This is a genomic window from Flavobacterium collinsii, from assembly GCF_946903285.1.
Lineage (GTDB): Bacteria > Bacteroidota > Bacteroidia > Flavobacteriales > Flavobacteriaceae > Flavobacterium > Flavobacterium collinsii.
The window spans coordinates 2444245-2460523 of record NZ_OX336425.1 but is presented as its reverse complement, the minus strand read 5'-3'; the positions used below and the strand labels follow the sequence as shown (position 1 = coordinate 2460523).

General features: G+C 33.8%; 11 protein-coding genes. All 11 read right to left on the bottom strand.

All coding sequences use genetic code 11. The features are described from left to right. Positions 1-59 precede the first annotated feature (59 nt). The 11 genes from OGZ34_RS10420 to OGZ34_RS10370 all read right to left on the bottom strand — a co-directional run bounded on the left by OGZ34_RS10420 (position 60) and on the right by OGZ34_RS10370 (position 16277). Complete coding sequence (locus OGZ34_RS10420) at positions 60-1367, bottom strand: hypothetical protein (protein WP_263362971.1); 1308 nt, start codon at positions 1365-1367, stop codon at positions 60-62. Positions 1368-2480: 1113 nt separating this feature from the next. Then, positions 2481-5714, bottom strand: coding sequence for a TonB-dependent receptor domain-containing protein (locus OGZ34_RS10415; protein WP_263362970.1), 3234 nt, complete (start codon positions 5712-5714; stop codon positions 2481-2483). Between the two features lie 148 nt (positions 5715-5862). Beyond that, positions 5863-6711 carry a FecR family protein gene (locus OGZ34_RS10410; protein ID WP_263362969.1) on the bottom strand — a complete coding sequence of 283 codons (849 nt, stop codon included), beginning with the start codon at positions 6709-6711 and terminating at the stop codon, positions 5863-5865. A 182-nt stretch (positions 6712-6893) separates the two neighbouring features. Further along, a complete protein-coding gene (locus OGZ34_RS10405) occupies positions 6894-7472 on the bottom strand; it encodes an RNA polymerase sigma factor (protein ID WP_173968395.1) in 579 nt (192 codons plus the stop codon). Positions 7473-7987: 515 nt separating this feature from the next. Continuing rightward, positions 7988-9019, bottom strand: a complete 1032-nt coding sequence (locus OGZ34_RS10400) for a helix-turn-helix domain-containing protein (protein ID WP_263362968.1) — start codon at positions 9017-9019, stop codon at positions 7988-7990. A 421-nt stretch (positions 9020-9440) separates the two neighbouring features. After that, positions 9441-10139, bottom strand: a complete 699-nt coding sequence (locus tag OGZ34_RS10395; protein WP_263362967.1) for a 4'-phosphopantetheinyl transferase family protein — start codon at positions 10137-10139, stop codon at positions 9441-9443. Positions 10140-10446: 307 nt separating this feature from the next. Further along, entirely contained in the window at positions 10447-10605 is a 159-nt protein-coding gene (locus OGZ34_RS10390) for a hypothetical protein (protein WP_173965027.1), read from the bottom strand. 232 nt (positions 10606-10837) lie between these two features. Further along, entirely contained in the window at positions 10838-11209 is a 372-nt protein-coding gene (locus tag OGZ34_RS10385; RefSeq protein ID WP_263362966.1) for a hypothetical protein, read from the bottom strand. Continuing rightward, complete coding sequence (locus tag OGZ34_RS10380; RefSeq protein ID WP_263362965.1) at positions 11209-13584, bottom strand: penicillin acylase family protein; 2376 nt, start codon at positions 13582-13584, stop codon at positions 11209-11211. Before OGZ34_RS10380 ends, OGZ34_RS10385 begins: the two co-directional genes overlap by 1 nt. 155 nt (positions 13585-13739) lie before the next feature. Further along, positions 13740-15392 carry a cyclic peptide export ABC transporter gene (locus OGZ34_RS10375; RefSeq protein ID WP_263362964.1) on the bottom strand — a complete coding sequence of 551 codons (1653 nt, stop codon included), beginning with the start codon at positions 15390-15392 and terminating at the stop codon, positions 13740-13742. Positions 15393-15554: 162 nt separating this feature from the next. Next, on the bottom strand, positions 15555-16277 hold the full coding sequence (locus tag OGZ34_RS10370) for a thioesterase II family protein (protein WP_263362963.1): 723 nt from the start codon (positions 16275-16277) through the stop codon (positions 15555-15557). Positions 16278-16279: the final 2 nt, after the last annotated feature.

Below are 16279 nucleotides of genomic sequence, written 5' to 3'. Positions count from 1 at the left end.
TATGTATTAAAAACATGGGCAGAAATATTCTGCCCATGTAAAATTTTAATTAACCGATATTAAAAATTTGTAAACTTAGTCCATGTGTTAGTCCAGGCAGCTTCTGTTTTAAATGCTCCCGTAGCTCCTCCAAGGTTTAACGCACCATCATTAAAGAATGGTTGTGTTAAGGCCCATTTTGTAGCCGGGTTCACCGTAGAAGTTGCAGTACCGATTCCTGTAAAAGTTGTTCCTACAGGCAATGCTACATTGTCAAAACCGTGAATAGAAACTTTAGAATAAGTTGAACCACCTGGCAATGAAGGAGACTCAAAATTAACTCCTCTGTTGTATCCAGTAACCGTAACATCAGTAAGGCTTATGTTACCAGCTCTGCGCACGTGAATAGCATTTTCGTATAAATCAGCTACTACAGTTGAGCTTACACCAATAATTGATAATTGGTTGATTATCGGACGTGTGATCAATGCTGTAACTGTTCCTGTAGCATTGTTATCTAACTCAATACCATTAGAATCCGGATTTCCTCCGCTTAAACTATGTGTAGAATTACTGTCAGCAATTGCAATAGCTTTTGTGATTGTTCCTGTATAACCAAGATCAAAGTCAAAATTATCATCGTCTGGTGCAAAAGAAACTAAATGTCCTGCATTTACAGTTCCTCCAAAAAATTCAAATGAATCGTCTCTTCCGTAAGATACCTGAATGTGATCGATCACAGTACCAGAACCTACACCTCCTAAAGTTAATCCGTTGATTTCAACTCCACTTGCAGCATCTAAAATACGTCCTGCAAATTCGATACGAACATAATTTAAGATTCCACCGTTATGAGCATTGTTTGAACCTCCATAATAAAAATCAGAAACCGTTGGCTGATCTCCTAATCCTTCAATTATGTTAGTAACTGAACCGTTATTTACCTGAGCATCACCCAAAATAACTACTCCTGCAAAATCTCCCGGAGTAGCTCCTGTAGCTGCGTTACCATCTAATAAATTGTAACTTGTAAAAATAATTGGCGCTGTTTCAGTTCCCTGAGCATCGATCTTACCTGTTTTAGTAATTACAAGAACTCCTGAAGCAACTCCAGCTGCTAATGGTTTAGCTTTAATAAATGTCCCTGGCTGTATGGTTAATGTAGCCCCTGATTTTACACGTACTACTCCTTCAATTTCCCAAACTTTATCACTAGTCCAAGTGGTATTTGTTGTAATATCACCACTTACAGTTTGTACTGTTGCCGGATATCCTGTGTAATCAGCACCAGAAGCTTTCATTGAAAAAGAAGAATCAGCAGATGAATCATCATTTTGGCAAGAGCCCAGAGCCAGAGCTATCATTGCACATAGAAAAATTTTTTTCATAATAATTTTATTAATGCTATATTTGCTGCTATTACAAATTAGGCCTTTGGAGAGAGCAGCAAAATATCTCTCCTTAGGTCTTTCTCTTTTTTTAGTAAAGATTTTTTTCAATAAACGATCCCGCTTTACCATCGGGGTTTATACCTATAATTCCGTCTTTTTACTCATAGGTTTTTTTTAACGCAGTAAAAGGTTTACTTTCCATTCTTTTAAAATCTTATCTTATAATGAAGAACTTTGTATTTTTAAAAGAACATCTTAAAGTTCATTTTTACATTTTTGCTTAATGCACTAAACAAAAAAGAAATCTGATACTTACAACTACATACATTAGCTTTTGAAAAACCAAAATATCATGTCTTTTTTTATTGTTAACGGTTTCTTAATACATCCCGCTATATCGGTTAAATTTGAAGTAAAAGAACCGCTAAAAACCTACCGTCTGAACACGAATTGCACTAATTTGCACAAATTTTAATAGGCTAACCTTCGTTGTCAAATTAATTCCACAAACAAAGTGGAGGCAATTCATGGTACTTTTTATACTTGTATCCGCAGTATAACTACTTATAGTCCATTTTTATAGCTGTAATTGATGTTTCGATAATTGGAACGTCAAAATTTTTAACACATAGAAACATAGATTTGTATTGTTAAGAGAGGATACAAAAAGAAATATATTTCTTTCACAGAGTTTGGATATGTGTATCTAAACAAAGTGAAACACCTTTTTTGTAGATGCAGCACCTATGTTCCTATGTGTTAAAATGAATTGTACAAACAAATGAGTGACAATTCGTGTTACTTTTTATACTTGTATGTGCACGATAGCTAATTATAGCTCATTTTTATAGCTGTAATTGACGTTTCTATGATTGGAACGCCAAAATTTTTAACACATAGAAACATAGATTTATATTGTTAAGAGAGGATACAAAAAGAAATATATTTCTTTCACAAAGTTTGGATATGTGTATCTAAACAAAGTGAAACACCTTTTTGTAGATGCAGCACCTATGTTACTATGTGTTAAAATGAATTGTACAAACAAATTAGTGACAATTCTTGGTACTTTTTATACTTGTATCTACACGGTAGCGCTAAAAATCCGTTTTAGAATGAATAATTGATTGATACACTTATCGTTCTTCCGTTTTTAGCTTTAAATACTTCTCTGTCGATATCCTGATCAAATTTTGTAGTAGCACCGGCCCCCAGACTGAATCTCGCTCTTGGATTTGTTCCGTCGGGAACATTCTCAATTTTACTGTAACTATTGGCGTTGTTATAGGTTTCTATACCGGCATCAAACATGTTTTTCATACTGCATTTTAGTTCCAGATTTCTTTCTTTAAAAAATTTGTAACTCACCTGAGCATCTGTTACAGCATAAGGTTTGCGGATTTCCTCAGCGAAATATTCAAAACCCACCAGTATATACTGATCTCCAATTGCATTGTGCCTAAGACTAAACCCTAAACGTTCCCCTACATAATCTAAACCTAAATTATAGGTGTAAGGTGATTGGCCGTAAAGCGGTCTATTGGCTTCATAAAGTCCGCCTGTTCCATCTAAATTAACATAGGATGTCACTTTTGTATCGTTTACGGAAGCGTTCCCATAAACAAATAAATCTTTTAAAATCTCGCCATCACCCAAAAAAGAAAGGCTTTTGTAAAACTCTAATTCTACCCCCCAAAGTTTGGCATTATTTGAATTGATATTATAGATATCCCTAACGCCTGACGGATTCAAATAACCAACAGCTTCAATCGGGTCATCGATCTTTTTATGGTATACTCCAAAAGATAAAATCTCGCCACCAGAAGGAAACCATTCGAATTTTAAATCATAATTATTGGCAATACTGGAAACTAATCCTCCTGTATAGTTATAAATTTTAGCAGAACGAATTGGATCGTAATACGGAATTGTCAAACGCTCGGCAAATTGAGGGCGCAAAACCGATTTATTGTACCCCAATCTTACATTCGTTTTATTCGTAGGACTTATAATTAAACTCGCCGATGGGAGAAATTGCCAAACTTTATCATCGCCCTCAATTTCAGAAAATCCGTCCGGAGTTTCAAACTGGCTCTCAATTTGTGTATAAACATAACTTTCGGCTCTTACTCCCCAAACCAGTCTTGCAAAGCGGCTTATTTTATCATCGAGCATTAAAAATGGGGAATGTATTTTTACATCTCCAACATATTTATTGCCATAAATTCCAAAATTCTGCCACCCAAAACCACCATAATAATAATTGGATCCGTCTAAAAATTTTGTCAGAGATTCATAAATATTTGCTCTGTCAGAGGTTTGTCCCACGGTGACTAATTTTGCTGATTCCTGTTGGTTGGTTGCTTTTTTATAGGTTCCAAAATAACCTGCCTTTATATCGTTTGTAAAAGAATCATTAAAGTCAAAAGAGTATTTGAAATTAATAGCAGCATTATAATTAAGCTCGTCATTGGTAAAATTACTTCTGCTAAACGGCAATCTTGTTCCTTCATTATAAACAGTGTAATATAACAATTCATCATCACCGACTTTTTTCTTCATGATTTCTAAAAATGTCGCATCTTTGGTATCTTTAGTTACGTTTCCGTAAGCACCATACCAATTGATTTCAAGTTTGTTGAATTTGTGACTTCCTTCAATTTTATTCTGAATAAAAGTCGTGTAAACCGGATAATTAGATTCATCTACAGAACCCAAATCCGTACCACCTAAGATATCCGCAGTCTCCTGAGCATTATCCCAACCAGAAATTTGGTTCAATTGATTGTTGTAAATGTGCATTACCGTATTACGGCTAGTAATTTTATGATTGCCCAATTGTATCGCCGCATTGAACATTCCGCCTAAAGTGGAATTGTAGTTGTAATTTGCTCCTGAATTCTTGAACCCATATTTTGCAAAAGTGGAATAGGGTGTCTTTTTTGTTTCCGCTAAAAACTGTGAATTACTTTTGTAATTCCCTCTTTCTGTATGTTCAATGTCTAATTTTTCCTGTGTATTCTTAAAGATCAACGAACCAACAAATCCCCACCTGTTATCGTCCTTCAATTTATAATTTCGTCCAATACCAAATTGAAGCGTTGTTCCCGGGGCGCCATAGGTTTTATAAGTACTAAAATTATCCTGCGTAAATTGTTTCGAATGCTCGATAAAAGGTCCTGACTCTGCTTCGTTTGTAGGTTTTTCTAATCCCTTAATATTGTGGGGATAATCGCGTCTTCCATCATCAAAACCCAAATAATCATGATCCCCTTCTTTTTTGGTTAGTCTTTCTTTAAAAGTACTTTCACTATTATAAGAAGTCCCGATAGAGAAATTGGTAAAGTTTTCCTTTGGAATATCCATGGTTTTTACCTCTACATATCCTCCGGCAAAATTGGCATACATATCGGGAGTTGCAGATTTACTCACGACAATACTTTCAACGATGGCAGTCGGAATTATATCAAAAGAAAAGTTTTGCTGATAAGCATCTGTACTTGGCAGCGTGATCCCATCCATGACAGCCTGATTCCATCGTTCTGCCATTGAACGCACCACCACGTATTTATCCCCCACCGTTGTTACCCCTGTTATACGCTTTAGCGCACTTCCCACATCTTTGTCCGGAGTTCTTGCAATTTGTTCTGAGGAAATTCCGTCAGAGAATTGAGCTGCTTTTTTTTGCTGTAAAAGCATTCCCTGAACCGATGCTGTTGCCTTTTTATAGTCTTGGATGATAATTACTTCGTTAAGCGATTGCGCATCTTCTTTCAGAGAAACTACTAAAGGTGTCTCCGTCCCTTCACTTACTTTAACTCCGGTGATTCTTTGCGTTTGAAACGATATAATACTAATCTCAATCGTATATTCGCCTGGTTCCAATTCTAAAATATAGTTACCATCTATGTCTGATTGTGTTCCTAAACCCATTCCGGTAACATTAATATTAGCACCGGGTAATGAAAGTCCGTTGACATCTACTACTTTACCTGTGATTTTTCCTTTCTTTTTTTTTTTAGCCGATTCTTTACTGTTTACGGCTATATTATTTTCATTTCTTCTGAAATTTAAGTTTGTCAGATTTTGCAAATCACTTAAAATTTCATCTATTGAAACATTTTCTTTTTTAAGTGTAATAAGAGGCAAACTTAAATCAAGATCCTTTTGATATACAAATTGATAAGGTGTTCGGGATTTTAAGTTATCGATAACTTTTTGAGGTGATGAATTTTTAAAATCAACCGATACTGTTCCGGTTTGTGCGTAAATTGTGTTTATTCCGAGAAAAAATCCAAAAAATAAAATCCAAAAGGCAAATTGCCTGGAAATGCAATTGTTCATAATTGATGATTGTTAGTTTATGTAATTAATTTAATTTGTGTTTTAGGGTAATGCTGCTGCAGGAATTCAGCAGGCGTCCTGTCGCTAAAAATGTAAGTTTGGAAGACTTGTTTGAGCGACAATCGTTTTTCAATAAATTTATGCTGGCTTATTTGCTAACTAAGTAAGTATTGTTGCCTGTCGACCTGATTTTAATTTCGAGAGCAAAAGCAATGGTTTGAAGCATCTCATACAAGCCTTGTCGGGTATCAAGAGTTCCTTTAATTGTCAGATTTTTTAAATCATCGGAGAGGTAATTTACCTCAAACTGGTGATCTTTCTTTAGTTTGGTCAAAACTTCTTCTAAGCTCAATCCATCCACATATATCAAAACCTTTTTCCATTCCGGTTCTAATACTTTCGTTTTTTGTTTGTGAAGTAACAAATTATCCGATCCGTAAACTGCCTTATCTCCTCGTTCCAGTAAAACCGTATTTTTCAAACTTTCAACCTGCACTTTACCGGTTCTTACATTTACTTCCGGTTTGTTATCATCGTATGCTTTTACGTTAAATGATGTTCCTAAAACAGTGGTTTTTATTGTTCCTGATGTGATAATAAATGGTCGGGAAGGATCACGTTTGACTTCAAAAAAAGCTTCCCCTTTTAAAGTTACTAACCTTTCATTTTTTGCAAATTGAATGGGATATCCAATTTCTGAATTCTCATTAAGCCATACTCTCGTTCCGTCTGACAAGCATAAAAGGCGGATATCGTCATTGAATGTTTTGGTAACGGCAACTTCAATCTTATTTTTATTGACTTGCGTGAATATCTGATAACTTGTAATAGAAAAAATAAATACAATACAGGCAACCGCTGTCCAATTATAAAAGCTTTTATATCGGTCAATTGTTGCAATACGTATGTTATCCCACATACGCGATTTAGTTTCGTTTGGAAGAATTCCTCTGTTAGGTATTGCATTCCACTCTTCTCTTAATTTTCTGGATTTCATTTTACAATTAACATTTAATGTTTAAAAATCAGGTATGAATTTTATCGATTCAACTACATTAGATTTTCAGTTTATTAAATATCACGGGACAACATTACTGTTAACCTTTTCTTAATCCAACAGAAGATTATCGTCCCTTTAATTTTGAGGTAAATTAAGATCTGAAAGGGGAAAAGACAGTATTAAGAAACCAATTCTGACTGGCTTATAAAAAATAATGCAAACCAGTAGAGCTCATGGTTTTTTACCGTATTTTTTCTAAGGAATTGTAATGTCTTTGAAATTTGATTGGCAACGGCACTTTGGGACATGTCCATTTCTACGGCAATTTCTTTATAGCTTCGGTCTTCAAATTTATGAAGGCTAAAAATTTTTCTTCTTTTTTCCGGTATTTGATTTAAGAGATGCTCTATTTCCTCGAGTTTTGAAGTAATATCATCATCTGTTTCGGATACAATATCAAGCTCTTTGATTAACTGATCATTTTCTACAGAAAAAATTCTGTTTTGTTTTTTATACCACTTAGAAATCTCCTGCTTAGAACTTTTAAACAAAATGGCTTCTAAATCTATAGCAGGATCTACTTTGTTTCTGTATTTCCAAAGATGGATAAATACATTTTGCGTAACATCTTCTGCATCGGCAAGTTGTGCAGTATATTTTTTTACAAAACAAAATACTTTATAGTGATACAGATCATAGATTTCTTTAAAGCTGGAATCATCACCGGCACGTAAACAAATTAGCAAATTAGAACTCATAACGTAATTTTAAACTGTTAAAGAAGACCCTTACAAAAGTATAATAAACCTTATATTGATATTTTTATCAGCTGGTCATTTAATAATTTATTAATATTGCGATATTGTTTTAATTTTTATAATTGATTAAAAAACTACATTGTATTAGTTTCTATTCTAACACTTTAACGCCCTTCATTTACTCTAATTATTTTTTGTGGAGGTGTAAGTAGGTAGCTTTGTTTAATGTTAATGTTAAATCAAATAAGCTTGAGATTGCGACACTTAATTCTGGGGATGGTTTTGTGGGAAGGTATGGTGTAGGAAGGTTTAAAGGCTAATGAAATGACAATTACTGTAGACAAAGATAAATCAGCAGATGCCCTGATTAAACCAGCCCTGATTTATTTCCGGGAAATTGAAATCGTCTACTTATAGTAGTTTTGCTTTACTGATTTTGTTTTTTACAATGGCTGCATCATTTGTAAAATGAATAAAATATTCGTCAGCTGAAGTATGCTTCTATAAATTAGAACTCATTTAGAGCGCCATTTTTGATACTCTGTGGGGGTTAAACCTGTTTGTTTTTTAAATGCAGTAAAAAAAGTTGATTTAGAATTAAAACCACTATCATAACCTAAACTTTCAACGGTTAAGTTTTTTTCGGTTTCTAATAACTTTTTAGCTTTTTCAATTCTATATTCTTTAATCAAATTTGAAAAGGATTTTCCTAATACTTCATTTACATATTGTGATAATATATGCTTTGGTACTTTAAGTTCTTTTGCAGCTTCTTCAAGCGTAAAATTGGAATTTAGAAACAGTTCTTTTTCGACTATAATCGTTATTTTTTGACTGATTAAGTCTAATGTTTCTTTTTCAATAGTCTTATTTTTGTATCGCTCTTTTTCCTGAAAAAAGGCTGCTTCCTGGCTATTTTTAAAAACTAAAAGTAATACAATCAGGTACAAGATAAATGTGAAGGACAAAGCTCCAACTATATAGGAAGTGTAAGCTGCAAAAGTATAGGCAAACCACACAAATGCTACCCCAAAAAAGATACTTAAGAACCACACCTCCAGTTTTTTTAAACTTTCCTTTTCTTTGATTTTTTGAATGATTGGCTGAATGTATTTAAAAGACAAAGCGATATAAACGAACCATTGAAAATAGATTGCTTTTACAATCCATCTGATCCAAATATCCTGATGTTCGACATAAGGATAAAATATTCCTAAAACAGTCATTATAACCAAATATGGTATTATATGCCTGGCCCAATTTGGTTTATCATTTTCTGAGTATGATGTAAGGTATAAAAAAAGAAACGGACCGATCAGAGTACAAGCTGAAAGTCCGATTTGAATAAAAATATTCGATAGGTGAGGATTAAAATAAAAGAATACCGATTTAATAATTCTGATACTTAAAACCAGTAATAACAAGGATAAAAAATAATTCGCGAAAATTTTCTTTTTAGCATTTATCGCAAAATATAAGGAAAGCAAGAAACCATTAAAAGCCCCTAAGGCACTAAAGAAAAATAATAGTTCATTTGGTGATGCCATTTTTATATCTGTTTTTTTGCTTTTATTTTAACTTTACGCTTTGTAAAAGTCTTTCTTTTAATTCGGAGCTGATGCCCTTCTTTTTGCACAGTTTCTCAGATTTTAATTTTTTAATCTGCATTTGTGATGTATCAGCTGATTTTAGATCACCAATCAAAATTACGATAGTAGTAAGCTTCATTTCCTCAGCCAAGATAAAATTTTTTCGTGAAGAAAAAACACCTACTCTGGTAAAAACGACAATTTGAAAGAGAGATGATAAAAACTAAGAAAGATTTACCTTAAACAAAAAAACCTCCCGAATCAAAAGACTTGGGAGGTTTATACTTTTAAAAGCTCGTTAAGAGTTTAATCCGATTTTAATTATTTTTTCATAGTTTCTATATTTTTTTGTTCGTTACTAAAATGTTGTTACAGGTTGTTAAAATAAGACATGCGTTTCCTGTGCTCTTATCTGATCACACTTTGTGGTAATCGAACAGTACTTGTTATCAATTTTAAAACTCTTTGTGTACCAGGTATCATCTCCATAAGTTGTGTATCCTGTATTGATTTCTACTTCTGTAAGTGGAATCGACATTCCTTTCCCTATCGCTTTAATAACAGATTCTTTTCTAGTCCAGAATTCGTAAAATTTATCCAGCCCGTCACGATTGATTTCTGCAAATTCCTCAGCAGAAAAAACATTTTCAAATAAAGAATAATCTATGTCATTGATCTCTTCAATGTCTACTCCTATTTGCTGTTTGCTAAAAACACATACGACTGTATTGCTACTGTGGGAAATATTAAAATTAAAATTACTTCCTAACATGTATGGTTTCCCATAATTGTCTTTTACAATTTTCTCAAATTCAAACGATTGGTTGCCCAATATATGAGATCCCATACATACCATTAGTTTTCCAAACAAACAATTGTATCTGTCATCCCATCTTCTGTATTTAAGCACTTCCTCTCTAAATTTTTGAGGTAAAAATTGCAGGTAATACTCCAGGATACCCTGATCGAAATTACAATCACTTGAATACTGAAACAAATAGTATTCATCTTCTTTCAAATCTATTTTGGGAATAGATTCAAAATCACTAAAGGCTAAGTAATGTGTCGAATTTTGCATAATACTATTAATTTATATAAAAAATTTACAATGAGGTTTTTCATTATATATTTTGCATTTGACTTTACCAATATTTTATATTTTTTGATTTCAATGATACAGTAAGTACTATTGAATGATGCTCTCAGTATTATTTATCATGTCATAATTTATTACGGGTAACAATGACATTTTTTTTAAACTGTTTCATATTCTCACGGAATATATACGGATCTGATCTAAATCAAGCTATCTGCAAATCCATAAAAGACTAGTTCTGAATGATTTATTTATTTTTAAATATATTTTTAGAAATTCTTATTTCGGTTTAAGAAGCATTACTAAACACAGCTGCTTTTAAAGGGCAAATTGTCTTATTCTTTGCAGCAGTATCAGATAGAGACACTCCTTGTTTGATTAAACTTAATTTAAGTGCGCACACTACTCCATTTTTAGCGCAGTTACATTTCGGTTTACGATCTTTCATCTTTTTAGTATTTTAGGTTATCAATAGTGTTTTTAAAGAATAAGAGGATGACTTTATCTGCACGGGCAAAACCTGTCAGATCTCAAAGCTTACGCTCACAGATCTGGTCGTCACTTTTAGAAAAAGACGACCAGTATTTATTTGGATTTTAATCCTAAATAAAAAGCTGTCCAGCATACGACTCTCTTAAGGCAAATATCCGCGCGGTTGCCAAAATTTTACAGTTTTTTACCTATACGTGACTGGCTCTTGCAAGCTTTCTTTCTAGAACCAACGTACCAATTTTATAACCAAAAAAGAATAGAATTGCAGTGTTTAAAGCGTTAAAAACCGGAAAAAATACATATATAAAAAGACTGGACAACCCGAGATTAACAAGAAGGTCTTTTACATACTCTACGCGTGATTCGTAGATAAGAAATACAATGGTAAATACGATCAACCCAATTATAAAACACTTTAAAAAAACTCTTTTATGCTCAATTTTAAATGCAGCAATAAAGCCCGTTAAAATTGTAAATAGTACTATAATGGTATAGTTGTTTATAAAAAATTGTGCTAATAATACAACTATATAAGGCAAGTAATTCAGTATCTTTTTCATTAGTTAAATTTTATAGTGTTTATAATTTTTTCCAGTTTAGCAGGATTCGTAACAAATTGACTTTTTTTATACTTGCCTTTTCTCCAGGATTCAATTTGATCTTTATAATGTATAGAGTTGATCAAACCGCTCTGACCTCCAGCAAGAATTGTATGGGCCTGTATGTTGCCGTCTTTCACTTCATATACAGCACGAAAAACCGGATGAAACTTATCTGTATTGATATTAATCGTATTGATATTACCTCCTACATTATCAATTTTTTCTCCTAGTCCAGGTACAAACAGGATGTTGTTTATACTAAACTTGGACATGTTTTTGTAGGTAACTTTTTTCCATTGATCTCCATAACTTTGAGTTAAGGTGTCTAATGTTCTTTCAAAAATGGCATCCACTATTTTTTGCTTATTACCACCACCAGGAACGGTGTATTTTTTATCATTTAAATATTTTAAGAAATTCTGTAAAGAAGGTTCTTGTTTTACCTGTAATTTAGTCTTTGCAAATTGTTTTGCTTCTTCTATTGTGGCCTTTCTTAACATTTCAAAAACCAATCCCTGATTTCCGTCACCGCTCATATCTCCGTCCCAGTTTTTTAGCTCTTTTACAATGCTACTGTATTTCTCTTTTACCGGATAATTATTGGTTAATGTTTTAAAATCATCGAGAGAAATATCAACTACATCACTTTGCATCTTCTGAATTTCCGGAACTGACCAGTCTTTCTTTCCTTCTAAAACAGAATAAATACGTTTTGCTCGATAATCATCTTTGGAACCATGTGCTCCGAAATAAACATTATTCTGGATGGGCTGTTGGTTCGCTGAAAACAAAAATCCTTTGTCCGGATTAAAGGCTGACCAAAAAGCATTTAAAGGCTTCGTCGGAATGTACTTTTTAGTCCCATCTAATACCTGCCCCACATAGTCAGCACTTCTGGCTGGCAGTTCGCCCGCACATACAATTCCAATATTATTCTCTACATCGCTGTAAGCAAAATTTTGTGGTGGATAACTATAGCCTTTTAAAGCTGTTGAAAAGCCATCCCAATTTTGACTCTTCATTACTTCATACATGGCTTTTACGGAGTTGCTTTTTTCTGCCGCATACCAATGTTGTGCATAATACTGACCGTTTTCTTCTTTTATAACTTTGCCTTGTACGGTGCTTCTGTATTTTTCTATGTAATCGGGTTTCCCTTTTACTTTGATGGTATAATTTTTAACCTTGAAAGGAATCCATTTTCCTTCATAAAGGTACAGACTATCATTCTTTACCTGAAGTTTGTATCGGTCAACCAAATCCCATTCTCCATTTGTAATTCCCCATGAAATTTTATCATTATGACCACTCACTACTACAGGAACACCTGGTATTGTAAAACCATAGGTTTTGAAAGCACCTGTTACCATGTGGGCTTCATAAAAAGCTTCCGGAAGTGTCAAATACAGGTGAGGATCATTTGCCAGAATATTATTTTTGCTCTTTGTTTTAGTGTTGTTTACCACCCAGTTGTTACTTCCTACACCCTGATAAAATTTGTTATTTGTCATTAATTTCGCTCCTAAATCAAACAGAGACGATTCTTTTTGAGTGATTTCTGATGAAGCTGTCCCCGAAGAATGCACTTCTAAGTGAGGTGCATTTACACTGGAAGGCACCAAATTCGAAGGCAAAATAGTATTTATTCCTGCCGGTTTTAAAGGATAAAAATAAGTGATTTCCTTTCCCGGTAATTTTTCGAAAATTTCCTGCTGATCAATATGGTGATCAAAATAAGTCAAGGTATAACTCATATACCATGTAAATAATAAAGAATATTCTGTTTTCCATTTTCTAGGGGTCGCTCCTAAAGCTTTATAGAAAGGATCAGTATTCTCATTATTTTCCAAATAAGCATTTACTCCATCAGAATACGATTGCAGATAGGCATAAAATTCAGGGTTTTCTTTTTTATAGGTTTGCAGGATTTCTTCCGATTTTTTCTCAAACTCATAAGGTTTCCAGAATTTATCTGATTTTAGTGCCCCTGACCATAAAAACTCTGAGAGCCTTCCCTGTACAATTCTTGACACCATCTCCATCTGAAAATAGCGATCTTTGGCGTGCATATATCCTAGTCCATAAGCTGCGGCACTTTTTGTAGCACTATAAATATGAGGAATCCCAACATTATCTACATAAATATCTAATTTTTGATCACTATGGATCTTTTGTGTTCCATCACTTTGTAAAGGCACGGATAACAAACCTGTTTTATAAGTGGTTAATTTACCCAGAGAGCCAAATGGCCCCAATTTAAAAGTAGTAATAAAGATCCACGCTGCCGACAATAGGACAAAGAATACTATTCTAATTGTTTTATTTCTTTTCATTTTCTTGAGGTTATAGCTTTAAATAATAAAATTGGTGTTGACCAGTGATTATGTTGTTTTATAAAGCGCATAAGGTCCACCTCCTTTTACCCTGCAGTATAAAAAAACGATGCAGGGCAAATAAAAGAAGACGTTATTGTATTTTTGGGATAGTTTTAAAAGATCGCGCTAAGTTCTGAAATATTTGTTTTTTCCAGTTTACCATACTCCATTTTGAGCAGTGTATCGGCTCTGTTGTAATATCGGTCATCATGGGTGATGGCAATAATTGTTTTATCTTCTTCCTGAACCAGTACTTGTAAAATTTCTGTGTAAAATTTATGTCTGAAATGAGGATCCTGATCTGCGGCCCATTCGTCGAGTACAATAATAGGTCTGTCTTCTAACAGGGTGCTGATTAAAGCCATTCGTTTACGCTGTCCTGTAGATAAATGAGTGGTTGAAAAATAGCCATCTTTTACACTTACTTTCCCTTCTAGTTCAAACAACTTTAAGTATTTATTTACTTTATCATAATCAACGTCTGTTATTCCGTAAAAAGCATCAAACAAATAGAAGTCACTAAAAACGGGAGCAAAAAGATTTTTAATTTTATCCAGTTCTTTCAGTGGAACTAATTCTCCGTCTATATAGGCTTCACCATTATCAAGGTTATAGAGATTTAAAACGGTGTTGATAAATGTCGTTTTTCCTTCTCCATTCCCTCCGTACACAAAAACAACTTCATTTCTATTAATATCAAAATTAATGGGCCCTACCGAAAATTGATCTTCCCCATAAGAAAATGCATAGTTGCGTATTTTTAAATCTGAAAAATTTCGATACTGTCCTTTGTGTTCTACTTGTGGTAACTGTTCAAGCTTTGTAAGATCCTCTTTTAGTTTTTGCATTTTTTTAAGGGATACCACGGCCTTGTTTATAACCGGAATAATGGTCATTACACTCACAATTGGCCCCATCAGGTACAATAAAACAAAGGTAAAACTCACTTTAATCGCGGTCGGAGTTTGAAACACCGATCCTGAAAACACCAGGATAAAAGATATCAGACCATAGAATAATACCTGACTTATGATCTCACTATTGAGGTATTTTAAAAGTGCATTTACATATTTGGTTTCACCGGTCGTAGCAACTTTCATCAGCTTCTGATCATAGATCTGAGTTCCTTTAGCAGGATTGATGTTAATTTCTTTTGCTCCGTTCAATATACTATTGAAAATACCGATAAAGGTTTTTTCCATTTCCCTTACTTCTTTCAACTGCTTATTGCTGTTCTTTGATCTTAATGCATATATTAATACTCCCATTGCAATCACTATAGCACTGACTCCCAATAATTTTAAGGATAAAAAAGCCATATATATCAAACAGGCCACTATAAGAATAAGTGAAGAAAAAAAGGTGATGATCATTAATGACGCATTTGAAATATTGTTCACATCTGTTGTTAATGTAGCATATACTTCTTCTTTATATTCCTGAAGTTTTCGATAAGGGGCTTTCAGAATAAGTTTTATCACGTCTTTTCGAATGTCCCAGTATATTTTTTGAGATAACTTAATAATTCCGCCTGCCAGCCACCTGCGTGAAATAAAAAAGACAACAATAGTACCTGCAAACAAATAGAGATAATTTTGCATCGATAAGGTTTCGGTAGCCGTAATAGAATTACTTATAATTTTATTAATAATCGTTATAAATGCAAACCCTGACAATCCTGAAATTATAGCCAGTAAAGAATAACCAATTAAAGGCCTTAAAGGGATAAGTTGAGAAGGGCTGTTTTCTGATACATTATTTTTCATGTCTGTTTTTTAAAAAATTATAATTAGTCCCCAGCCCCACAACGCAGGGGGTATCTATTTACTTTATATATTTTGCGGTGGGATGATCCTGCTTTCGCAAAATCGTAATAAGGCAGCTGTATAAGTCCAACAAAGGTGTTGACTATAACCTCAACTCTTTTGTTACAGGCTGACCAATGAATCAGCAGCGCATTCCGTAATAATCTGGGTTAATGTTTTGACCTGCCTGTGAATGAAGAAATGATTTCCGGGTACTACCCTGTAATCAAATTTTCGATTTGTATACTGTTTCCAGTTTTCAATCTCCGGAGCTGTTTTTTCCTCATCTCCCATAACAGCAAAAATGGGGGTATTCAGAATCAGGCCTATTTCTGAATGTTTCTCTTTTTCCAGGATTTCAAAATCAGCCCTCATGATAGGGCTGAAATAATTGTATAAATCTTCGTCTTCCAGAATTTGTTCGGGAACACCTCCTAAAGACCTCAATTCTTTTTTGAATTCGGGATCGCTTAAGGTATGTCTTTCCAGATCGCTGCCATAAACACCCGGACCTGCATTACCCGAAACAATTAATGCAGTAGGAGGATCTGAAAGTTCCTCCATTTTTTTGGTAACGGATAGTCCTAAAGTGGCTCCCATACTGTGACCGTAGATTATATAGGGTTGATTATTGCTTCTCCTTTTTTTAATTTGAAAGACATAGTCTTTAACCGCAGCTGATTTGCTGAGAACACACGGTTCCTGATTTCTTTTTCCTCTTCCCGGAAGTTCTAAGGCATGACATTCGAAATTATTCTGAATGTCATTTTTCAAAAAATCAAAAGAGTAGCAACTTCCTCCTGCAAAATGCAATAAAAATATCTGTATTTTTTGATTGGAATACATAG